The organism is Actinoplanes sp. DH11, assembly GCF_020873875.1.
Classification (GTDB): Bacteria; Actinomycetota; Actinomycetes; order Mycobacteriales; family Micromonosporaceae; genus Actinoplanes.
Genome location: NZ_JAHWGU010000015.1, coordinates 192,545 through 214,956, shown reverse-complemented (window position 1 = coordinate 214,956; position 22,412 = coordinate 192,545). Strand labels below are relative to the sequence as shown.

Genomic DNA, 22,412 nt, shown 5'->3' with positions numbered 1-22,412 from the left:
GAGGAGTTTCATGATCAGCCCTCCGGGAACAGCCGGGCGTAGTCCGCGTAGCCGGTGGCCACGTCGACCTGAGCCCAGAATCGGTGGTAGTTGAACGTCGGTGCCGGGCCGCCCTTCAGGTACGCGTCGACCTTCCCGAACTCGGGGTCGCTGCGGTAGAAGGAGCGGATGTCCAGGAAGGAGACGCCCGGCTGGATGACGTCGCCGTTCGGCATCTCGCCGCGCCAGCCCGGCGGGACGTAGACCCCCTGGCCGGTGGAGGCGTTGTAGGTGTCGTCCATCCGGTTGTAGTCCGCGCGGGTCTCGGTCACCGAGACACCCTTGTCGTCCTTGTACGCCCAGATCGCGTCGAGCAGCCCCTTGGCCGCCGTCTTGGCCTGCGCGTTGCCGGACTTCGCGGCGTAGTAGGTGAGCAGTTTGGCGAACGAGCCGGCGATGCCGAGGTCCTCACCGTGCGCGGTGACCTCGACGTGCAGGTTCGTGTTCGGCTGCGGGTTCGACGCGTTCCAGGTGTTCGGCGCGCCGGTCCACTCCATCTCGGCCGGGATCCGGAAGCTGTCCGCCTCGATGGTGGTGTTCGCGAGCGCCCACGGCACCCACTTGTCGAGCACCGCCTTGGCCTTGGCGTTGCCGGTGACGTAGTAGTACTCGGCCAGCCGCTCCAGCGACCAGGTCTGCATGCCGAACCAGCGGTTGGACGGCGGGTCCTCGTACACCGGGGCCTCGACGTAGGCCAGGCCGTAGAAGGTCGGCGTCCCCGCCGGCCGGGCCGAGTAGTTGCCGTTCCAGCTGTTCGTCGCGCCACCGGCGATGGCGCCCTCGTCGGACTGCAACCACTGGTAGAACTCGAGCTGCCGGTCCAGGCTGGCCTGCCAGTCGGCCTTCGCGGTCGGTGACTTCGGCGCGAACGCCCCGACGTTGGACAGGATGTGCGCGGCCATCGGGTTCTGGTACCCGAAGTGGCTGGTGCTGGAGCCGATCCGCCACGCCCAGCCGGCGCTGGTGTCGTAGGCGCCGCCCCAGGCGTAGTACCAGGACATCAGGTTGCTCGACGCGTTCTTGCCGGTGCCCGCCGGGCAGCTGGTGGACGCGCATCCGGGCTGCTTGAAGTACTTGTCGTACAGCGAGTAGCGCAGGTAGTCGCCCATCTTGGCGGCCTTCGCCACGGCGTCCGAGATCTGCGACGCCTTGCCCTGCTCGGTGGCCCAGGTGTACGCCCAGTACGCCACCTGCACGGCACGGGCGTCCGCGTCCGGCGCGTTGGTGTACTTCCACTGCTTGGCGTACGACGCGTCCTTGGTGAACAGGTCGAGGTAGCCGTTCGGGCCGCCGTGCGCGAACGTGTCGCAGGACGGCTGCGGCACGGTCTCGAAGACGGACTCCTGCGGGCCGCGCTGGAACGTGTTGATGTAGACGACCCGGCTGGTGCCGTCGCCGCAGTGCCCGAAGCCGTACGTGTTGTCGACGTCGAGCAGCCAGTGCATGCCGTAGATGTCGTCGGTGCCGTACGCCGACTTCAGCTCGGCGGCCAGCGGGTCGGTGCCGACGGACACGCCCTGGTCGAGCTGGGACGGGTACTGCGACGGCTGCGGGTACTCGGCCGCGTACGTCGCCGGCTTCTGCGGGTTGTAGTTGGCGTTGGTCGGCTGGTCGGCGTGCGACGGGATGATGTACTTCTCCATCGTCGCCCAGGCGTTGTTGAACGGCGCCCAGTCGCCGCTGACCTGCCCGTGCTCGGCCTCCAGCCACAGCCAGTAGCTGAACGCCTCACTCGTCGTCTCGTGGCCGTGGTCGGGCGCCTCGTTGATCAGCGTCTCGATCGAGTGGTAGGGCACGCCCTCGGGACTGAAGTACCCGTTGGCCGGGTTCTTCAGGTCGTTGTAGAGCTGCGTGAACCGGGCGTCGACCGAGCCTTCCTCGACCACCGTGACGCCGAGCTGCGCCGCGGTGTGCCCGCTGGCCGTCGCCGCGATGGTCGCCGTGGAGCCGGCGGTCGCCGACGACGCGGCCGCGACCGTGACGGCCTGACCGGTGTTCCAGTTCGACGGCGTGAAGGTGAGGGTCGCCGGGGTCGCGGTCACCGCGGTGGTGCCGGCGGTCCGGGCCACCGCGACGCTCACGTTCGCCGCCGGCGCCTTGCTCAGGGCCAGCTTGAACGAGCCGCTGGCGCCGGGCGAGATGGACAGCGAGGTGGCGTCGGCGACGATCGCCGGGGTGGTGGCCGCGTCGACGAAGACGGGCACGTCGGCGGTGCTGGACTTGACACCGGCACTGTCGTAGGCAACGGCCTGCACGCGGTACGCCGCCGCCTGGGCGGGCACCCCGTTCCAGGTGTACGTGTACGGCGCGCTCGTGTCCGAGCCCAGCAGCAGGCCGTCGTGGTAGAACTCGACCCGGCTGACGGTCTGCCCGCTCGCCGCGGCCGCGGTCGCCGCGATCGGGATCGACGCCGGTGCGGTGTAGCGGGTGTTCGCGGCCGGGCTGGTGATCTGCACGGTCGGCGCGGCGGAGCTCTGGTTGCACGCGGTGCCGTTGAGCGTGAACGCAGCAGGCACCGGGTTGGCCGACGTGAACGTGCCGTTGAAGCCGGTGCCGACGGTGGCGTTCGTGGCGAGGCTGCCGTTCCAGGCGGCGTTGTTCACGGTCACGTGCCGGGCGGACTGGCTGTAGACGCCGCTCCAGCCCTGGGTGGCCTTCTGGTTGGCGTCCGGGAAGTCGAACTCCAGTTTCCAGCTGGTCAGCGGGTCACCGGTGTTCTTGATCTGGATGTCGCCGGTGAAGCCGCCGGTCCACTGGCTCTGCACCTTGTAGACGACGGTGCAGCCGGCGGCGGCGTACGCCGGTGCGCCGGCCACGAGGATCGCACCGGCGCCGAGGACGGCGGCGCCGGTGACGGCCAGCCTGCGGCGCAGGCGATGACCTGGGGGTCTGATCACGGGTGTTCCTTTCCGCCGCCCGGGTGACGTCCGCAGCGCGGGCCGCGGACGCCGTCCGGGCGGGCTCACGGGGTCGTGGAGCAGGTGATCGGGGACGGAGCGGGGTGGGTGGTACCGGTGGTGCCGCCGGGGGACCTGCGCATAGGCACCTTCCATTGATGGACGTTCATGTGGGAGCGCTCCCAGCAGCGTCGGCCCTTTGTCATCGCCGTGTCAAGAGCCGGAAACGCGACGTTGACATCGCGCCAAACACGACTACGCAGCGCCACCCGCGATCACGGTCCGCGACGGCCGCACGGGCACCGGTGACGCGCTTCGGTTGAGTGCGCGAACAACGGGGAACTCCCCCGTTCCGGGTCCACTCATCGGCCAGGAGGAAAGCGCCATCCATGGACAAAACGCAGGAGAATTACCTGTGTATCATTCGGCGGAACACGCAGGCCGGCCCCGCACAGGACGCCGGCCGGTCCGCCGGATCGGCAGGCCGCGGCCCAATGACGCGGCGTAAGCAGTACGCAGCGCGCTCCTGGGCCGGCGTAGCGGCGGAGGAGATTGCATGAAGGTTTGCGTTGTCGGTACCGGCTATGTCGGCCTGACCACCGGTGTCAGCCTCGCCTTCCTGGGACACGAGGTCACCTGCGTCGATCTCGACCAGGCGAAGGTGGACATGCTGACCGCGGGTCGCTGCCCGATCTACGAGCCCGGCATGGAGGAGCTCCTCGCCGAGGCCGCGCCGAACCTCACGTTCACGACTTCCTACGCCGACGCCGTTCCCGGCGCCGATGTGGTCTTCGTCGCGGTGCAGACCCCGTCGGCCGACGACGGCAGCCCCGACCTGCGTTACCTGCGCAGCGCGGCGGAGAGCGTGGCACAGGCTCTGAACAACGACTTCACCGTCGTGGTGAACAAGTCGACGGTCCCGATCGGCAGCGGCAACTGGGTGGACGCGATCCTGCGCGACTCCTTCGAGCAGCGCGCCGACCGGCCGGCCGGTGTCGAGTTCGCGGTCGCGTCGAACCCGGAGTTCCTCCGCGAGGGCAACGCCATCGCCGACACCCTCTACCCGGACCGGATCGTCATCGGCTCGGACAACCCGCGCAGCCTCGAGGTCCTCAACCGCCTCTACCGGCCGATCATCAACCAGACGTTCACGCCGCCCGCCTTCCTGACCCGTCCCGAGGACGTCAACGCGGTGCCGCTGGTCTCCACCGACCTCGCCTCCGCCGAGCTGATCAAGTACGCGGCGAACGCGTTCCTCGCCCTGAAGATCAGCTATGCGAACGAGATCGGCCAGCTGGCCGCGAAGGTCGGCGCCGACATCACCGAGGTGGCCCGCGGCATGGGTCTGGACCAGCGGATCGGCTCCCGGTTCCTGCAGCCGGGCGTCGGCTGGGGCGGCTCCTGCTTCGGCAAGGACACCAAGGCCCTGATCGCCACCGCCGGGGAGTACAACCTCGAGATGCCGATCGTGAAGGCCGCGCGCGACGTCAACCAGCGGCAGCGGGCGATCGCGGTGGAGCGCCTCCAGGACGAGCTGCGGATCCTCAAGGGCCGCAAGATCGGTCTGCTCGGGCTGGCGTTCAAGCCGAACACCGACGACCTGCGGGACGCGCCGGCCCTGGACATCGCGAACTCGCTGATCGCCCGGGGCGCCCGGGTGAAGCTGCACGACCCGGTGGCGAGCGAGCGGTTCCGCACCGAGCAGCCGGAGCTCGCGGCGTACCTCACCTCGACCATCGACGAGCTGTTCGCCGACTGCGACGCGGTCGTGCTGGTGACCGAGTGGGCCCAGTACCTGGAGCTGGACTGGTCGAAGTTCGTCGGGCTGATGCGCACGCCGATCGTGCTGGACGGCCGGCACGTGCTGGACGCCGACCGGATGCGCCGGCTCGGCTACCGGTACCTGGCCGTCGCCGGCTGACCTCCGCCCGGCCGTCGCGAGCCGGCATCGGAACATCGGGAACCCGTCGTGGCCGCCACGACGGGTTCCTTTGTTCCTGAACTACCGGACTTGTCTGAACAAGCCGCCGGTTGACGGATCCGCTCGACTCGTCGTTCACCGGCAGTGAACACCAGCAGCAAAACCGGGTTTTGCCAGCGAATGCTTGGTTTGACGGTGTAAATATCAGGGTAAATCGCCCCGAAGCCATCGCCGGGAGATAGGCTCTTCCGCCAATCTTCTTAACCGGTTAAGGTGCCGAGGTGTCGCAGCGATATCGTTACCGACTCGATCACGACGAAATCATTGCGCAACTTGCTGGTTACCTCTTGACTGTTGGTCAAGAAGCGCTTCGGACGGCGGCGTCAGCATGACGCCGGAGGCGCTATATGACATAGGGAGCGGTATGTTCGGTCAACGTGGGAGTTCGCGGTCCCGGGTCGCGATCGCCGGTGCCCTCAGCGTCGGTCTGGCGTTCAGCCTGACCGCGTGCGGCGACAGCGACAGCGGCGACAGCGGAACCACCGACAATGAAGCGGCAGCCATCGACTGCGCGCCTTACACGGCGTTCGGCGACCTCAAGGGCAAGACGGTCACGATCTACACGGGCATCGTGACCCCGGAGGACACCCCGCACAAGGAGTCCTACAAGCCTTTCGAGGACTGCACCGGCGCCACCATCAAGTACGAGGGCGACAAGGCCTTCGAGACCCAGATCCTGGTGCGCGCGAAGGCCGGCAACCCGCCGGACCTCGCCTTCGTGCCCCAGCCGGGTCTGCTCAAGCAGCTCGTCGACACCGGCAAGGCGGTCGAGGCCCCGGCCGAGACGGCTGCCAACGTCGACAAGTTCTTCGGTGAGGACTGGAAGGCCTACGGCACGGTCAACGGCAAGTTCTACGCCGCGCCGCTGGGTGCCAACGTGAAGTCCCTGGTGTGGTACTCCCCGGCGGAGTTCACCGAGAAGGGCTACACGGTCCCCACCACGCTCGACGAGCTGAAGGCCCTCACGGACAAGATGGTGGCGGACGGCAAGAAGCCGTGGTGCGCCGGCATCTCCAGCGGTGAGGCCACCGGTTGGCCGCTCACCGACTGGATGGAGGACATGATGCTCCGGCTCAACGGGCCGGAAGCGTACGACAAGTGGGTCAGCCACGAGATCCCGTTCAACGGCCCGGAGGCCACCGCGGCTCTCGACGCCGTCGGCGGCTACCTCAAGAACGACGCCTACGTGAACGGCGGCCTCGGCGACGTCAAGAGCATCGCCAGCACCACGTTCCAGGACGCCGGTCTGCCGATCCTCGAGGGCACCTGCTCCCTGCACCGCCAGGCGAGCTTCTACGCGGCGAACTTCTCGAAGGACACGAAGGTCGCTGAGGACGGCGACGTCTTCGCGTTCTACCTGCCGGGCAAGGACGCCACCGACAAGCCGGTCCTGGGTGGCGGCGAGTTCGTCGTCTCCTTCGCGGACCGTCCGGAGGTCAAGGCCTTCCAGACGTACCTCTCGAGCGACGTCTGGGCGAACACCAAGGCCAAGCTCTCCTCGGGCTGGGTCAGCGCCAACAAGGGTCTCGACCCCAACAACCTGACCAACCCGATCGACAAGCTGTCGGCGACGATTCTGCTCGACCCGAACGCGACGTTCCGCTTCGACGCCTCGGACCTGATGCCGGGCGCGGTCGGCTCGAACGCGTTCTGGAAGCAGACCACGAGCTGGATCACCGGCCAGGACACCAAGACCACTCTCGACAACATCGAGAAGGCCTGGCCGCAGTAGTGAGATAACTGAACCACCGGGGCCGGTCGGGTTTTGCCCGACCGGCCCTAGCTCTCTCGCTCCATCCGCATTTCACTACTCTTCTCAGCTTGGTCATCCGCCCAGGGAGGAACGGGCCGCGTGTTCACCACCGCCTCCACCACTGCCGACAAGCTTCTACAGATGTTCGCGGCGATCCTGTTGTTCGTCGCCGTCGTCGGCGTGATCCTGTTCATCGCCGGTCGCTTCACCGGCCGGCGCGGCGACCGTACGGTCGCCTACCTCTACCTGGCCCCCGTCGTGCTGATGCTCAGCGTGGGCCTTCTCTACCCCGGTCTTCGCACCATCTACGAGTCGTTCTTCAACGCCGCAGGTGATGCGTTCATCGGGATCGACAACTACAAGACCATCTTCACCGACGCGGAGCAGCTCATCGTGCTCCGGAACACGGCGTTCTGGGTGCTGCTGACCCCGTTCGTCGCGACCGGCGTCGGCCTGCTCTACGCGATCCTGGTCGACAAGGCCCGGATCGAGTCGTTCGCCAAGGCGCTGATCTTCCTGCCGATGTCGATCTCCTTCGTCGCGGCGTCGGTGATCTGGAAGTTCATGTACGAGTACCGCCCCGACCAGGGCAATGTGAAGCAGATCGGTCTGGTCAACCAGATCATCGTCTGGCTCGGTGGCGAGCCGGTCCAGCTGCTGATCGACTCGCCGCTGAACACCTTCCTGCTGATCTTCGTGATGATCTGGATCCAGGCCGGCTTCGCGATGACGCTGCTCTCCGCGGCCATCAAGGCGATCCCGGACGACATCATCGAGGCCGCGCGCCTCGACGGCGTCACGCCGTGGGGCATGTTCCGCTTCGTGACGCTGCCCGCGATCCGCCCGGCCGTCATCGTCGTGCTGACCACCATCGCGATCGGCACGCTCAAGGTCTTCGACATCGTGCAGACGATGACCGGTGGCCGCTTCGACACGAGCGTGATCGCCAACGAGTTCTACAGCCAGAGCTTCCGCAGCGCCAACCAGGGTCTGGGCGCCGCGCTCGCTGTCGTGCTGTTCGTCCTCGTGATCCCGATCGTCGTGTACAACATCCGGCAGCTTCGCCGTTCGGAGGCGTGATGAGCACCGCGACCCCAGTAACCACCACGCCCCCGGTGAAGCCGGGCGACGTCTCCGCGGCCGCGAAGGCGAAGAAGAAGCTCACCTCGCCGTGGGCCTCCCTCGTCGCGGTCGTCATCGCGATCCTCTGGACGCTGCCGACGTTCGGCCTGCTGATCTCCTCGTTCCGGCCGGAGCGGGCGATCAAGACGACCGGCTGGTGGACGTTCTTCTCGGATCCGAAGGTCACGTTCGAGAACTACAAGGCAGTCTTCGACCCGGACAGCATCAACCTGGCCGACTTCTTCCTGAACTCGATCGTCATCGCCCTGCCCGCGGTGATCATTCCGCTCTGCCTGGCGTCGCTCGCGGCGTACGCGTTCGCGTGGATGAACTTCCCCGGCAAGAACATCCTGTTCATCACGATCTTCGCCCTTCAGATCGTGCCGCTGCAGGTCACGCTGATCCCGCTGCTGTCGCTCTACGTCGACATGGGGATCGCGAACACGTTCTGGACGCTGTGGCTCTCGCACTCGGCGTTCGCGCTGCCGCTGGCGATCTACATCCTGCACAACTTCATCAAAGAAGTGCCGTCCAGCCTGATCGAGGCCGCCCGGATGGACGGCGCCGGTCACGTGGCGATCTTCTTCCGGGTGCTGCTGCCGCTGCTGACACCGGCACTTGCCGCGTTCGGCATCTTCCAGTTCCTCTGGGTGTGGAACGACCTGCTGATCAGCCTCACGTTCGCCGGCTCGCCGGAGATCTCCCCGCTGACCGTCCAGCTGTCCAACCTGAGCGGCACCCGAGGCACCGCCTGGCACCTGCTCTCCGCCGGCGCCTTCGTCTCGATCATCGTCCCGGTGACGGTGTTCCTGCTGCTCCAGCGCTACTTCGTGCGAGGCCTCCTCGCCGGTAGCGTCAAGGGCTGATTTACCGGCATCACCGGCGAAGGCCGCGTCCCACACCGGGGCGCGGCCTTCGTCGTACCCGCGGCGCCGGAGGTCAGCGCAACCGGGAGCAGGCAGCCGGGGGTCAGCGCAACCGGGAGCGGGCGGCCATCAGGGCGAAGCCGAGCAGGTTCAGTCCGCGCCAGGACGCCGGATCGGCGGCGCGGGGATCGGCGGCGGCCAGGCCGATGCCCCAGACCCGGTCGAGCGGGCTGGCCTCGACGAGCACCCGGTCACCGGTACGCACCAGGTAGTCCCGCAGGTCCGGATGCGCCGAGAACTTCGCGAGGCTGGCGTCCGTGACGACGGCGAACCGCTCCCGCGCCCACACCTCGTCGTCGAAGCCGGCCACGCCGCGGCCCAGGTCCTTCGCCTGCGCCGGATGCCGGGCGGCCAGGATCTTCGCAGCACTCGCCTCGGAACGTCGGCCGGCGCGGTGTACCCGGCCGGGCCGAGATCGTTCCAGGGCTGCCGCAGCCCGATCACCCGACGCGTGGTGACCACGTTGAGCTCGGCGAAGACGCCGCGCAGATGCTCGGTGGCGAGCAGCCCGCCCCGCACGCCGTAGGAGACGACCGTGGCGGGCTTGAACATCCACTCCTGGTAGGTGCCAGTCGATGAGCCGTTTGAGCCCGGCCGGGTAGCTGTGGTTGTACTCCGGTGTGACGAACACGAACGCGTCCGCCGCCGCGATCCGGGCCGAGACCGGGGTGCCGGCACTGACGCCGGGCCGCAACCCGGCGTCGTCGGGCAGGACACAGTCCGCACAGTCGATCAGGTCCGGGATGAGCCGGCTCAGGCCAGGCGCCCGTCGCGCAAGGTGAGCACCCGGTCGGCCCGGTCGATGAGCGCCGGGTCGTGCGTCGCGACGAGCGCCGTCATCCCCCGCGCGTCCACCACGGCCCGCAGCAGATCCATGATCGCCCGGCCGGTGTCGGAGTCGAGCTGACCGGTCGGCTCGTCGGCGATCAGCAGTTCCGGGTCGTTGGCCAGGGCACGCGCCACCGCCACCCGCTGCTGCTGGCCGCCGGAGAGCTCACCGGGCCGCTGCGCCGCCTGCCCACCGAGCCCGACCAGTTCCAGCAGCACCGCCACCCGCTCGTCGCGCTCGGACGGTCGGCGGCGGGTCAGCCGCATCGGGATGCTGACGTTCTCGGCGGCCGTCAGGATGGGGATCAGGCCGAACGACTGGAACACGAACCCGATCACGTCCCGGCGCAGCTCCAGCAACTCCTGCTCGCCGGCGCCGGTGACCGGGCGCCCGGCCACCGCGATCGTCCCGTGGTCCGGCCGGTCCAGGCCGCCGATCAGGTTGAGCAGCGTCGTCTTGCCCGCGCCGGACCGGCCCCGGACCGCGACGAGCTCACCCTTGGCGACCGAGAACGACACGTCCCGCAGCGCGTGCACCACCCGGTCACCGGAACCGTAGTCGCGGCCGAGCCCGGACACCTCGACGACGCTCATCACTGGGCTGCCCCCTCGTTGCCCGGGCGGACCTCCACGTGATCCGGTTCCAGGTTCAGCCGGACCCGGTCGCGCAGGCTGAGCGCCTCCACGAACGCCGTCGGCAGCTGCAGACGGCCGGCGCGGTCCAGCACCGCGTACTCCTCGCTCACGTGCTCCTCGGTGCCGTCGGCCGTGATGCGCGCCGATCGGCGTACCTCCGAAGCGGTCTTCCCGTCGCGGATCGCGACCGCGCGCCGCACCTGCCCGGCCACGTTCATGTCGTGCGTCACCACCACCACCGTGACGCCCAGCTCGGCGTTGACCGTCCGCAGGGCGCCGAAGACCTCGTCGGCGGTGGCCTCGTCGAGTTCGCCGGTGGGCTCGTCGGCGAAGAGCACCTCGGGATCGTTGGCGAGCGCCACCGCGACCGCACAACGCTGCTGCTCACCCCCGCTCATCTGGTCCGGCCGGCGGCCCGCCATGTCGGCCAGCCCCACCATGCCCAGCAGGTCCAGGGCACGGTTCTTCGCGCGGCCGCCGGCCAGCCGCATCGGCAATTCGACGTTCTCCCGGGCCGAAAGGTACGGCAGCAGGTTGCGCGCCGTCTGCTGCCAGACGAACCCGACGACCTTGCGGCGGTACTCCAGCCGCTTCTTCGCGGACATGCCGAGCAGGTCGTAGCCGGCGACCCGCGCCACCCCGGCGGTCGGCTCGTCGAGACCGGACAGGATGTTGAGCATCGTCGACTTGCCGGAGCCGGACGCGCCGACCACCGCGAGCAGCTCACCGCGGTCCACCACCAGATCCAGGCCCTGCAGGGCGACCACCTCGACGCCCTCGGTACGGAAGATGCGGACCAGGCCGTCGCAGACGATGTGCCCGCTGAGCCGGTCCTTGCCACCGGCCCTGGCGGCCGCCCGTTCCGCCGCGCGCGACTCCAGATCGGCAAGACTCATGACTGTTCCTCTCCGAGCCGCAGCACCGTGCCGAGGCGCAGGCGGCGGTTGGCGACGTCCTCGACGACGAGCGCGGCGACCACGGCGAGGACCGTGACCGCGAGCACCCCGGCGGCGAGGATCGGGTCGGCGCTGAGCTCGGCGGGCACCCCGGCGGTGAAGTCGTCGAGACCGAGCGCGGGCGCGATGAGCGCGGGCAGGGCCGCGCCGGCAAGCGCACCGGCGAGAACGGCGACACCCAGCAGGGGTACGAGTTCGAACACCAGCAGCCGGCGCCCCTGACCACCCGACATCCCGAGGGTGCGCAGGCGCGACAGGGTCCGGCCGCGGGCCGGCGCCCCGGCGAGCACGGTGAGCGCGACGGCGAGCAGGGCCAGCGCGGCCGACGCGGCCAGCCCGGCGGTGAACGTGAAGCTCAGCACCCCGTCCACGCCGCGCTCGTCGAGGCCCGCCCGGTAGTCCGCCCGGGTGGTGACGGTCGCCGGCATGTTCAGTTGGAACGCGTCGTCGACCTGCTGGCCGGTGGCCTTGAGGGTCTGCGCCCGCTGCCCGTCGTCGGCGACCCGGCGGACCTCGGTGGCGTCCCAGCCGCTGCCGTCGAGCAGGATCCGGTTCGGGACCAGCGGCTGGAAGTCCGGGATCCGCAGGGCCTGGCTGGGCACGACCAGGAACTCGCGGACGGCGGTGCCGAGCCCGGGCACCATGTCGCGGACGGCGGCGATCCGGAAGGCGTACCGGCGGCCCTGGATGTCGACCCGGCCGCCGCTCCCGATCCGCTCGGCCAGGTTGGGCGAGGCCACCACCGGGACCACGTCGGCGGGACCGGCCGTGGAGAGTGCGGCAGGCAGGTCGAGGCCGGCCGCGGCGGCGTCCACCACCATGGCCTGGACCTGGGCGATCAGCGGATTGGCGTCGCTGCGGACCTCGGCCGCCGAGACCAGCAGCAGCGGGGTGGCCCGGTCGACGCCGTCCAGTTCGGCGACCCGGGCCGGGGTGTCGACGGCGAACGAGAAGCCGGTGACCACGGCGTCGGCGGGGACGGTCAGGTCGGCGGCCCGGTCGCGGCCGTGCCCGACGGTGGTGGCGACGGTTCCGGTGAAGATGCCGGTGGCGATCGCGACGACCAGGACGCTGAGCGGCCACGACCGCAGCGCGGCGCCCCGGCCGGCTCCGGCGAGACCGAGGAAGGCGACCGCACCCCGGGCCCGGCCGGCCAGGCGCCCGGCCAGGCGCAGCGGGAACGGCACGACGCGCAGCGCGATCAGGGAGGCGGCGACGGCCAGCAGGACGGGCACCGCGACGAGGTACGGGTCGACGCCCGCGCCCGCGTCGATGCCGCGCAGCCGCACCAGGTAGGCGCCACCGGCGGCCAGCGCGATCACGAACAGCTCGGCGGTGATCCGGCGTGGCGACGGCCGGCTCGCGGCCAGGTCCTGCCGGTGACCGGTGAAGTCGGGACGGCGGGCGCCGGCGGCCGCGAGAGCGGCCGGCGCCAGCAGCCCGAGCAGCGCGAACCCGGCGACCAGCAGCCACTCCTGTGGATCCGGCCGGCCCGGGACAGCGGCACCGGCCAGCCAGCCGGCCACCGCTGCGGGCAGAACCACGACCAGGGTCTCGGCGAGAGCCCGGCCGCCGATCGCGCCGACCGAGCCGCCGCGGGCGCGGATCAGCGCGTACTCGTTGCGGCGCCGGTCGGCGGCCAGGCGCGCGGCGAGCAGGATCAGCCCGGCCACGGTGGCGAGGATACCGGTCCGGACCACGCCGAGCACCGACTGGACCGACCGCAGCCGCCGGTCGAACTCGGCGAGGGTGGTGTCCACCGCGCTGCGCAGGGCGGTCTGCTCCGGCGGGTGCCGGCGCGCCTCGGCGACCGCGGCGGTGAGCGCGGTGAGCCGGTCCGCGGTGAGACGTTGCGCGTCCAGCCGGTACCGCCAGCTCTGCTTGACCTGGACGGTCTCGAACTTGGCGAGCGCGGCACCGGCCACATCGGTGAGCAGGGTGGCGCGATACCGGGTGTCCTCGTCGGCGGACGGGCACGCCACCCGGGCCAGCTTCATGTCGGCCCAGATCGGCGCTGCCGCGTCGACCGGCTCGTAGCGCCCGACCACCGTCACGGTGGTCGAACCGGACAGCGCGTTGAGCGTGACCCGGTCACCCAGCTCGATGCCGAGAGCCTTCGCCTCGTCGCTGCCGACCATCGCCTCGGCCGTCGTCGCCGTGGACGCCGGCCGGCGCCCCTCGACCAGTCTGGTGGCCTCGTCGGTGCCGGTCTGCCGGCGAACCGCGACCAGGGTCGGGCAGTTCTTGAGGTACACGCCGCCGACCGCCGCGTTCTCCGGACCGACCTGATCGATGAACCAGCCGGTCTCGACGAGTTCCGGCAGCGGGGCGGGCAGGGCGGCCCGGATCTCCGCCAGCCGGCCCGCCTCGTCCGGTGCGTCGCCCGGGCCGGTGACGAAGTCGCGGATCAGGCTGAACGTGACGTCCCGGGAACTGTCGGCCAGCTTCGCCACGTCGGCGCGCAGACCGTCGTCGGTGGTGCCGTTGGCGAACCGGCCCGGCCCGGTGGACAGGAACGTGGCGAGCGCGACAAGGGCCGCGAGAAGGCTCAGCTGGGCGGCGAAAGCCCGTACTCTGCTCATGATCATCGATCTGCTCCCAGGCGCAGCCGCGCGGCAGGCAGCCGGCGCGCCGCCGAGGCCGCGGTCGCCGCGCTCAACGCCAGCGCGACACCGACCAGCAACGCCACACTCCCCGCGGTCGCCGGCCAGCCGATCTCCAGAACCGGTTCCGGCACCGGCCGCACCGCCGTCGGGGTGAGCACCAGCAGCGGAACCATCGCCGCCGCCACCAGCAGACCCACCACGAGACCGGCCAGCGCGCCGATCCCCGCCAGGAACGCCTGCTCGACGACGAGGGACCGGGCCAGCAGACGCGGGCCGGCGCCGAGCGTGTGCATGATCGCCAGCTCACCGGCACGGCGGCCGGCGGTGGCCCGGGAATCGGCGGCGATACCGGCGGCCGCGAGCAGGACCGCACCGAACGCGGCCAGGAACAACGCCACCCGGGACACCGCGCCGAACGGGTCCGCGGCGGCGGCACGGGCCAGCTCGCGGCGGTCGAGAACCCGGACACCGGTCAGCGACGCCGTGCCCGACGGGTTGCCGCTGACCCACCACTCGGACGTGCGCGGCGCGATGCCGTACGCGGTGAACAAGGCGGCGTCCAGCGCCGGCCGGTCCGCCAGCACCGCCGCTCCCCCGGCCGTGCCGGGCACCCGGTCGACCACCTCGACCACCCGCACCGGGACACTCACGCCCTGCACCGCCAGGAAGACCGTCCGGTCGGTGCTCGCGTTGAGCTCGGTGAACGCGTGCGACGTCATCGCCACCGGCACCGGCTCCCGCAACACCAGCGGGGTGACCGCGAAACCGCCCGTCACCCGCAGCGTGCCGTCGTCCTCGGCGGACACGGCGGCGCCCCGGCGGGAGATCCCGTGCCAGTCACCCGGCTGACCGGTGATCCGCCAAGTGACCTCGGTGTCGGCCGGCACCAGCACCAGGAAACCCGCCAGACCCGGCACCGACCCGGTGATCCGCAGCGGCCTGCCGTCGGTGCTGACACCCAGATCCAGCCGGCGGCCGTCGGTGAACACCGCGATCGTCCGCACCGGGCCACCCGACGTGGTGATCTGCCCGGGCCGCAGAACCCGCTCCGGCATCCGCGACGCACGGCCCCGGGCCATCGCGTCCAGCAACTCGCGCGGTGCGCCCCCCGTGGCGTCCTCGCGGGCCAGCATCACCTCCCGGGCCGCCGACGTGTCGAGCGCGACAAGCTCCGCCGGGTCACTGCCCGCGGTCAACGGGATCGACTCCCGCCACGCCCCGACCACCGCGGTCGCGCCCGGCAACGCGGTCAGCTGCGCCAACCGGTCGTCCGGGGCGCCACCCTCCTCGACCACCCGCAGATCCGCGCCGACCTGCTGCTCCGCCTGATCGTCGAGCGACGTGCGGGCCGTGCCCGCCACCGCCCAGGACACCGTGGCGGCGGCCACCGCGAGCGCCAGCATCACCATCGGCCCGGCATGCGCCCGGCGGCCCGCCTGCCACGTGCCCAGCAACGCCGACCGGCTGACCCCGCGGCCCAGCCGGGAACCGGCGAACCGCGCCACCGGCGGCAACAACCGGATCGCCGCCACCGCGCCCGTCAGCACCCCCAGCGTCGGCGCCGCCGCGAGCAGCGGATCCACGCCGCCGACCCCGGCACCCACCGGCGACGAATACTGCCGCAACTGCACCCAGCCGAGCACCGCGAGCGCCACCACGACCAGGTCCAGGCCCGCCCGGCGGAACATCGACAACCGGGCCCGGCCGGCCGTCTCGGCCACGTACGTGCGGGCCTTGCGCAACGCCGGCACCGTCAACGCGACCACGCCGCCGAGCGCCGCCAGCGCCGCGATCAGCCACACCGAGGCCGTCAGCGCCGGCTCCAGCGGCATCGTCCCCGAGGACAGCCCGCCGGAGATCGTTTCCGGGGACAGACCGCCGGGGATCGTCTCCCGGGACAGACCGCCGGGGATCGTCTCCCGGGACAGACCGCCGGGGATCGGGACGTGCCCGACGAGGAACACCGCGAGCGGCGGAGCGAGCAGCGCCGCCGGGATCACCAGCACGAACGCCTCGGCGGCGGCCAGTCCGGCCAGCTGCCGGCGCGACGCGCCCCGGGCGCGCAGCAGCGCCGTCTCGGCACGGCGGGCCTCGCCGAGCAGCACCGCTACCAGGGTGAGGGCGTACCCGCCGAGGACGGCGAGCAACAACACCGGTGTGACGAGGGCGGAGCGGCGCACCAGGTCGGCGCGCTCCAACCGGTCGGCGAGGGTGGACAGGCCGGTGGTGATGGTGGCGGACGTGCCAAGCCCGGACTCCTCCGGCAGGCGGGCGGCGACGGCGGCGGCTTCTTCGGACGTACGGGCGACGCTGTCGAGCGTCGCCCCGGACAGGTCCGGCCGCACCAGCCAGCCCGCCGAAGCACCCGTGGCGAACCGCTTCTCGAACACCTCGCGGGACACCACGATGGGGCCGTGGGTGGCGGTCTGCGGCAACCGCCCGGAGAAGACGTCCGGCAGCAACAGCCAGAACGGGTCGTTCACGTCCTTCGGCCGCCACAGCCCCGCCACCTCGACCGGCACGATTTCCTCGGTGCGCCGGTCGAGCAACCGCACGGTGTCCCCGGCCGTCACCCCGAGCACCTTCGCGACAGGTTCGGCGAGTGCGGCACCGGCACCGGCCGGCCACGCCCCGGCCGTCAGGTCGGCGTACCGCCGCAACTCATCGACGGCGACCACATCGGCGTAGACGACCCCGTTCGCATCCGGGGTCGCACCGCCGCCCGGGTTCGTGATCGCCCACCCGGAGGCGTAGGACGCACCGCTGACCTCGGAACCGGCGTACGCCACCCGCACGGCCTCGTCCCGCCCCTCCCCGGCAGCGCCGCGCACCAGCACGGACCGTTCGGCCGGGGCGGCCGCCGCCACAGCGGCACGGACACCGGCCTCAACGGCGGCACCCGCATAAGCGGTAAGGCCGGCAAGCAGCAGAGCAGCGATGAACATGACGGCCGCGCCGGCGGCCAGCAGGCCTTTCGCGGCTGCGGCCCGCCGGACGATCAGCGCCATGGGCGACCGGGGACAAGCATGGGCACGGATCTTGCCATATGGGAAGCGAGTCGGTCTGCCCCACAGGCCCCTCCCGCGCGACACGGATCCCGACAGCCGCGCTCCCCGACCGGGCCGCACATCGCCGACGCACGAATTGCCGCGCGCACCGCAACGTCCGACCGGCCACCCTCCACCGACGCGCAACCCACAGCGCACCGCGGACCTGCGGCCGGCCACGTGTCACGGGCTTCGCGGGCAGCGGCGTGTCGGGCCTCGCGGCCGGCCGCGTGTCACGGACCTGCGGCCGGCCGCTTTCTGCCCGGCGTGGGTTGCGGCCAGCTTCGTGAGCTGTGAGCTGGCCTCCTGCGTTACGGCTGGCTTCGCGGGCTGTCCGGGGCCAGCGTGTCGATGAACTCGTGCGGGTCGTGCAGGTCGGTGGACTGGCGGGCCGCGTCAGCCTCGGCCTTCAAGGTGCTCGCCACCGACGCCCGGTCGACACCGGGGATCCCGGCCACCGTGTCGTAGGCCTTTTCCGCGAGCGCATAGGCAGCCCGGTACTCGTGCGCCGCGAACGCCGCCGATGCCAGACCCAGCAGGGCGTCGGCCGCACGCAACGAGGCCTTCCCCTTGCCCACCGGGACCGTGGCGGCCAGCCGGTTGGCGGCCTCCCAGTAGGCAGCGGTCAGGAACCGGTCGCTGTTGTCCCGGTCGAACTGACTGAAGTCCCAGTTCACGTCGATGTAGCTCATCATCGAGTTGTTCTCGTCGCCGGCGTTGACGTAGAAGAACTCGCCGGCCGGGCCGTAGTCGACACCTGTCGCACTGTCGTAGCCGTCGTGCGGGTGGCTCATGCCCAGGTGGTGCCCCACCTCATGGATCTGGGTGGTGGTCAGGCCGTATCCGCTGGCCACGACGTCCGGGGAGATGAACGAGAAGACGTACGACTGGGTGCCGGTCACGTAGTCGTCGTCGGCGAACCCGAGCGCGGGCACGTCAACGCCCTCGCCGACCGCGTAGTTGAACATCGGGATCTCGTAGTCGACCCGGCCCTCGTCGTCGAGCGCCCGGTCCAAGTTCTCCCGGTTGTAGAGGTAGAGGTTCGCGAAAGCCGGGAAGCCGGTGCCCGGGTAGCAGGACTCACCGGTCAGCAGCCCCAGGTAGCACTCCTCGGCCCGTGCGTCGAAGGGCAGGTCCTGCGAGTCGTAGGACAACCGATTGCGCCAGCGCAGTTCCGACAGCTCCGCCTTGAGCAGGCTCGGCGTCGTGTACTGCTCGGAGGCGTCGACGCCCGGCCAGCCCTCGTAGGTGTTGTCGTCCAGATTCAGCGTCTTCGGTGGCTCCGCCGCGGGCAGCTCCACCGGGTAGAGCGGCGACGTGGTGAAGAGCAGGTTCAGCGCCACATACCGCGTGATCTTCCCGAGGTCACCGGCGAGCGCGGCCAGGGACCGGAAGCCGTCCGCCGTGTACTCCCAGGTCGGCGGCATCCGGTAGTCGACGACGCCGTCGCCGTCGAGGTCGGGGTTGTCGACCTCGTAGTTGGAGGTCCACGACTCCGGTCCGGCGGACAGATCGTGGAACCAGACCCGCCGGGTGGCACCGAGGCCGGTCTCCTCGTCGTCGGCCGTGGTGCCGCCCCACGCGATCATCTTGCGGGAGTCACGGTTGGCCCCGAAGTCGTAACCGGTGTCCGGGTCCGCCTCGCCGGTCTTGGTGTAGACGTGGTGCTTGAAGTCGGATCGCCCATACCAGTTCACGAAGAACACCGTGTTGCGCCGGGTGTCCACTCCGGACGGCGGGTTGAAGGCCAGCCATTTCTCCACGCTCGGCGCGTCGATCGCGTGGTTGTCCGCGATGTCCAGGACGTTGTTCTCCTGGTCGTTGTAGGCCTGTTGGTACGCGGTGAGCGGCGCCGGTTTCGCTAGCTTCGAGAGCTGCTTGAAGAACTTGTCCTCGTAGGACTGGGGCGCGTAGTTGACGCGATAATCGTACTTGTAGGTGATGCCGAGCTTCTCGGTCACCCCGTAGGAGAGCCGGGACCGCACCACCGGCTCGTAGCCCGGGGCCAGCTCGCCCAGGAAGGCGCCCTTGGCGACCTGGGCCGGCTCGTAGCCGACGAAGACCACGTTGACCGGAACCTTTTCGACCAGTCTGGGCTGACCACCTGGGCTCAGGTAGGACAGTCGTTGTGCCTGCGGCGCGGCGCCGGCGGGTCCCGCCGAGGCGGCGACGAGAGCCGCGACGATCGCAATGACGAACGGGCTTCTCCTTCTCATGTGGACACGTTGTCATCTATGCATACCGATGTGAAGAGGTGCGGCAGGCCCGCCCCGCCGATGTGAAGGGGCGCGGCAGGCTTGCCCCCGCACCGACCGGGCGACCCGACTGCGGCGAGCCGACCGGACTGCGGTGCAGCTGCCCCTCGGCCCGTAGGCACTCCCGTCAGCGGGTCGCCGACCTCCGGCCGGTCAGCAAGGCCACCATGAGTCCGACACACACCAGCACTGCCACGCTGACCAGCGGGTTCACAAAGCTCGGCACCAAGTCGTCTCCGCAGGCGGTGTCTCGAAGCGGCCACCAGCCTTGAGTTGCGGGACGCCAATCCCCGTGGGATCCGGCGATCGAACAGCGGTCGTCGGCATCCGTGATCAGCAGCAACGTGGTCCGGGAGAGCCCGTAGCCATACACAGCCACCGCGGTACACGCCGCGGCAAGCGCGAACCGCCACCCCGCACGTCGTCGAGAGCCTCGCACCCGGTCGTGCGCCGCCCTCGCTCCAACGGCCGTTTCCGCCCCGGCCTGCGCGCCGGTCGTCGCCCTCAATTCCCCGCCGGCTTCCGCCCTCGAATCCGCACCCGGCTCCGCTTGCGCCTGCGCGCTGGTCATCGCCTCCGCGTCCGGCCCTCTCTTCGCCTCCGCGTCCGGCTCCGCCGGCGGGGTCGTGGCCACCTTGCCGGCTCCGCGGCTCGCAGGCCCGCCTCGCAGCGCCAGCAGGCCCAGCAGGCCCAGCAGACTCAGGACGACCGCCACCGCCGCGAACGCGGGCCAGCCGACGGCGGTCAGCGTTAATGCGATCAACAGCAGCACCACGGGTCCGGAGGCTAACCGATGATTCACCGGCCGCGTTCCTGAATCGCGATCCCGGTGCGTTGGATCCGTTGACCAGGCGGCTGGTCGGTCGCTCTCGTGATGACGGTGATGAGCTTCCATCGGCGGCAACGTGCCGGGCGAACCGGGGCGCACCCACGGCCGCCCGACAACGCCGCCCGCGCCGAAAACGGCGTCCAGGTGGGGTCCTGACGTTGCGGGCGAAGACCATGACCGCCGTGACGGTCGTGGAGGCCTCACACCCGCGGAATGTCTCGGCGAACGACGGATCAGCGGAACTCCGGCGTGCGGCCCACAGCACCAGCACCAGACTCGGCACGACGACGGTGAAGGCCGCGACGGCCGGTGCGACGATGCTCCGCTTTCTCATGCCCTCTGTTTGTACGCACCCCGGCATAACACCAGCCGAAGCGTTCCTGTCACATCGGTGTTAGGTCGTTCCGGGCATGCTGTGGGACATGTTCATCCTCAGTCGCGGGACCGTGAGTGCACGATTCACCATCCTCTACGCCAGCGTCTTCCTCGGCTCCGGAGCCACGCTGCTGGCGCTTGCCTTCTTACTCTCCGGCATGCCGGTCACCGATGGCACGCCTGCCGGTGGTCCCGCTCCCCCGACCTCGGCGCAGCCAGACCGGCAGTTGATGACAAGCTCGGCGGCGGCGCTCCTCATGATGGCGGTGGTGTCGCTCGTCATGGGGCGCATCCTGGCCGGCCGAGTGCTGAGACCGCTGCGGTCCATCACCACGGCCACGCAGCGCATCACTGCGGAGAGCCTCGATCGCAGGCTCGCCGTGGCCGGACCCGCCGACGAGGTCAAAGCACTTGCTGACACCATCGACGGCCTGCTGGAGCGACTCGAGAATTCGTTCGACGCGCAACGCCGGTTCGTCGCCAATGCGTCTCACGAGTTGCGTACTCCACTGTCGACCATGCGGGCCGCCCTCGATGTCGCGGTTGCCAAGCCCGATCCAGCACCCTCCACAGTCGCACTGGCCGACCGCCTACGCACGCAACTGGACCGGGTCGACCACCTGCTTGACGGCTTCCTGGTGCTGGCCCGGGCGCAGCACGGCGCCCTGGCGGATGCCGACACCGTCGAGCTGGGTGACCTGATCGCGGAGGCGTTGCGGCAACGAGCCGCCGACGTGCAGGCGAAGCAGCTCACTGTCACCGCCCAGGTGCCTTCCGGAGCCACGACGCGAGGCAGTCCGGCGCTGCTGGCCCGCCTCGTGGAGAACGTCGTGGACAACGCGGTGCGGCACAACGCCGACGGAGGTCTGCTCGCGATCACAGTGGTCCCCGGCGCAGAGTGCATCGTGCTGACCGTGGACAGCAGTGGGCACCGACTGGATCAGCGCGACGTCGACCGACTGACGCGACCGTTCGAGCGCCTGGACCCGAGCCCGACGAACGCCGGCACCGGCACCGGCACCGGCAGAACGCTCAGCAGCTCGGGACCTAAGTCAATCAGCGCTGAAGCCCTGTCGGGCGCGCCCGAACCGACGCGTGAGGGCTCCGGCCCAGCTGGCGGCAGGGCCGGTCGGATGCATGCCAAGGCGGCGGGTCTCGAGCAGGCGGCGGGCTCGGCGGGGCTGGGCTTGTCCATCGTGGCCGCGGTGACCGCCGCACACGGTGGCAGGCTCGATCTGACGGCACGAACCGACGGAGGTCTCCGGGTCGTGGTCATCCTGGACGCGGCGTCATGAGGGTGCTGGTGGTGGAGGACGACCACGCGCTTGCCGAAGTTCTTGTGGAAGGGCTCACCGACAGCGGGATGGCTGTCGACATGACCCACGACGGTTCCGAGGCACTCGAGAAACTGGAGCTCGCACCCTACGACGTCATGGTGCTCGACCGGGATCTGCCGGGCCTGCACGGCGACATGTTGTGTCTGCAGATAACCGATCGCGCGGAGCGGCCCATGGTGCTGATGCTGACAGCGGCGAGCGCGCCCGGCGACCGGGTCAGCGGGCTCACGGTCGGGGCCGACGACTACTTGGCCAAGCCCTTCCACTTCCCAGAGCTCATCCTCCGGGTGCGAGCCCTCGCCCGCCGCCGGCCGGATGTGCGGCCACGGACACTGCGAGTGGCCGGGATCGAGTTGGACCCGGCGCGCCGGACGGCGGCTCGCGAGGGACGGGATCTCGGTCTTTCGGTCAAGGAGTTCGCGGTGTTGGAGGAGTTGCTACAGGCCAGCCCGGGGTTCATCAGCACGGAGCAGCTGCTGGAGAAGGTGTGGGACGAGCATGCCGACCACTTCAGCAACACCGTCGCGGTGACGATCGGCCGGGTGCGGCGCAAGCTGGGCGACCCGCAGCCGATCACGACGCTGCCCGGAGTCGGCTACCGGATCTGCTGACGGTGGCACGAGCCTCATCGCGACGAGCGGGAGCGAACGAGCAGCGGCAGCGGCAGCGGCAGCGGCAGCGGCAGCGGCAGCGGCAGCGAGCAACGAGCAACGAGCAAAGGGCCGGGCACGAGGCAGTAGGGCAGCAGGACAGCGAGGCATGGCAACTAACGGGAACGAACGTCTACAGGCCGGGGAAGGGCGACGAGCGGCGGGGAGTGCGGGG

Annotated in this window: 13 protein-coding genes and 1 pseudogene; 6 read left to right on the top strand and 8 right to left on the bottom strand. The window is 70.4% G+C overall.

Annotated elements, in window-relative coordinates; genetic code table 11:
• Positions 1-14 precede the first annotated feature (14 nt).
• Positions 15-2,933: a glycoside hydrolase family 48 protein gene (locus LPA41_RS22885; RefSeq protein WP_229072806.1), complete on the bottom strand. Its 2,919-nt coding sequence runs from the start codon at positions 2,931-2,933 to the stop codon at positions 15-17.
• A gap of 559 nt (positions 2,934-3,492) precedes the next feature.
• On the opposite strand from LPA41_RS22885, the gene LPA41_RS22880 reads away from it, so the two are divergent.
• The 4 genes from LPA41_RS22880 (at position 3,493) to LPA41_RS22865 (ending at position 8,658) form a co-directional block, all read left to right on the top strand.
• On the top strand, positions 3,493-4,857 hold the full coding sequence (locus LPA41_RS22880; protein WP_229072793.1) for a UDP-glucose/GDP-mannose dehydrogenase family protein: 1,365 nt from the start codon (positions 3,493-3,495) through the stop codon (positions 4,855-4,857).
• A 424-nt stretch (positions 4,858-5,281) separates the two neighbouring features.
• Positions 5,282-6,649 carry an ABC transporter substrate-binding protein gene (locus LPA41_RS22875; RefSeq protein ID WP_229072792.1) on the top strand — a complete coding sequence of 456 codons (1,368 nt, stop codon included), beginning with the start codon at positions 5,282-5,284 and terminating at the stop codon, positions 6,647-6,649.
• Positions 6,650-6,811: 162 nt separating this feature from the next.
• Positions 6,812-7,750, top strand: a complete 939-nt coding sequence (locus LPA41_RS22870) for a carbohydrate ABC transporter permease (RefSeq protein ID WP_229072805.1) — start codon at positions 6,812-6,814, stop codon at positions 7,748-7,750.
• Entirely contained in the window at positions 7,750-8,658 is a 909-nt protein-coding gene (locus tag LPA41_RS22865; protein ID WP_229072791.1) for a carbohydrate ABC transporter permease, read from the top strand. Before LPA41_RS22870 ends, LPA41_RS22865 begins: the two co-directional genes overlap by 1 nt.
• 103 nt (positions 8,659-8,761) lie before the next feature.
• Here the strand turns inward: LPA41_RS22865 and LPA41_RS22860 are convergent.
• From LPA41_RS22860 to LPA41_RS22825, 7 genes and pseudogenes are all read right to left on the bottom strand, one after another.
• Positions 8,762-9,094 (bottom strand): annotated as a pseudogene (locus LPA41_RS22860) (NADAR family protein); the annotation flags it as partial.
• A 377-nt stretch (positions 9,095-9,471) separates the two neighbouring features.
• Entirely contained in the window at positions 9,472-10,140 is a 669-nt protein-coding gene (locus LPA41_RS22850; RefSeq protein WP_229072790.1) for an ABC transporter ATP-binding protein, read from the bottom strand.
• Complete coding sequence (locus LPA41_RS22845) at positions 10,140-11,078, bottom strand: ABC transporter ATP-binding protein (protein ID WP_229072789.1); 939 nt, start codon at positions 11,076-11,078, stop codon at positions 10,140-10,142. Before LPA41_RS22845 ends, LPA41_RS22850 begins: the two co-directional genes overlap by 1 nt.
• Entirely contained in the window at positions 11,075-13,726 is a 2,652-nt protein-coding gene (locus LPA41_RS22840; protein WP_229072788.1) for an FtsX-like permease family protein, read from the bottom strand. The genes LPA41_RS22845 and LPA41_RS22840 overlap by 4 nt, the downstream gene beginning before the upstream one ends.
• Complete coding sequence (locus tag LPA41_RS22835; protein WP_229072787.1) at positions 13,723-16,752, bottom strand: FtsX-like permease family protein; 3,030 nt, start codon at positions 16,750-16,752, stop codon at positions 13,723-13,725. Before LPA41_RS22835 ends, LPA41_RS22840 begins: the two co-directional genes overlap by 4 nt.
• Positions 16,753-17,102: 350 nt before the next feature.
• Entirely contained in the window at positions 17,103-19,007 is a 1,905-nt protein-coding gene (locus tag LPA41_RS22830; RefSeq protein ID WP_229072786.1) for a hypothetical protein, read from the bottom strand.
• A gap of 166 nt (positions 19,008-19,173) precedes the next feature.
• The gene (locus LPA41_RS22825; protein ID WP_229072785.1) at positions 19,174-19,821 is read right to left on the bottom strand and encodes a hypothetical protein; all 648 of its coding nucleotides are present in this window, start codon (positions 19,819-19,821) and stop codon (positions 19,174-19,176) included.
• A gap of 476 nt (positions 19,822-20,297) precedes the next feature.
• Between LPA41_RS22825 and LPA41_RS42490 the strand changes: the two genes are divergently transcribed.
• Together LPA41_RS42490 and LPA41_RS22810 are read left to right on the top strand one after the other, a co-directional pair.
• Positions 20,298-21,545 carry a HAMP domain-containing sensor histidine kinase gene (locus LPA41_RS42490; protein ID WP_304523792.1) on the top strand — a complete coding sequence of 416 codons (1,248 nt, stop codon included), beginning with the start codon at positions 20,298-20,300 and terminating at the stop codon, positions 21,543-21,545.
• Positions 21,542-22,198, top strand: coding sequence for a response regulator transcription factor (locus tag LPA41_RS22810; RefSeq protein WP_229072784.1), 657 nt, complete (start codon positions 21,542-21,544; stop codon positions 22,196-22,198). The genes LPA41_RS42490 and LPA41_RS22810 overlap by 4 nt, the downstream gene beginning before the upstream one ends.
• The last annotated feature ends 214 nt before the right edge of the window (positions 22,199-22,412 follow it).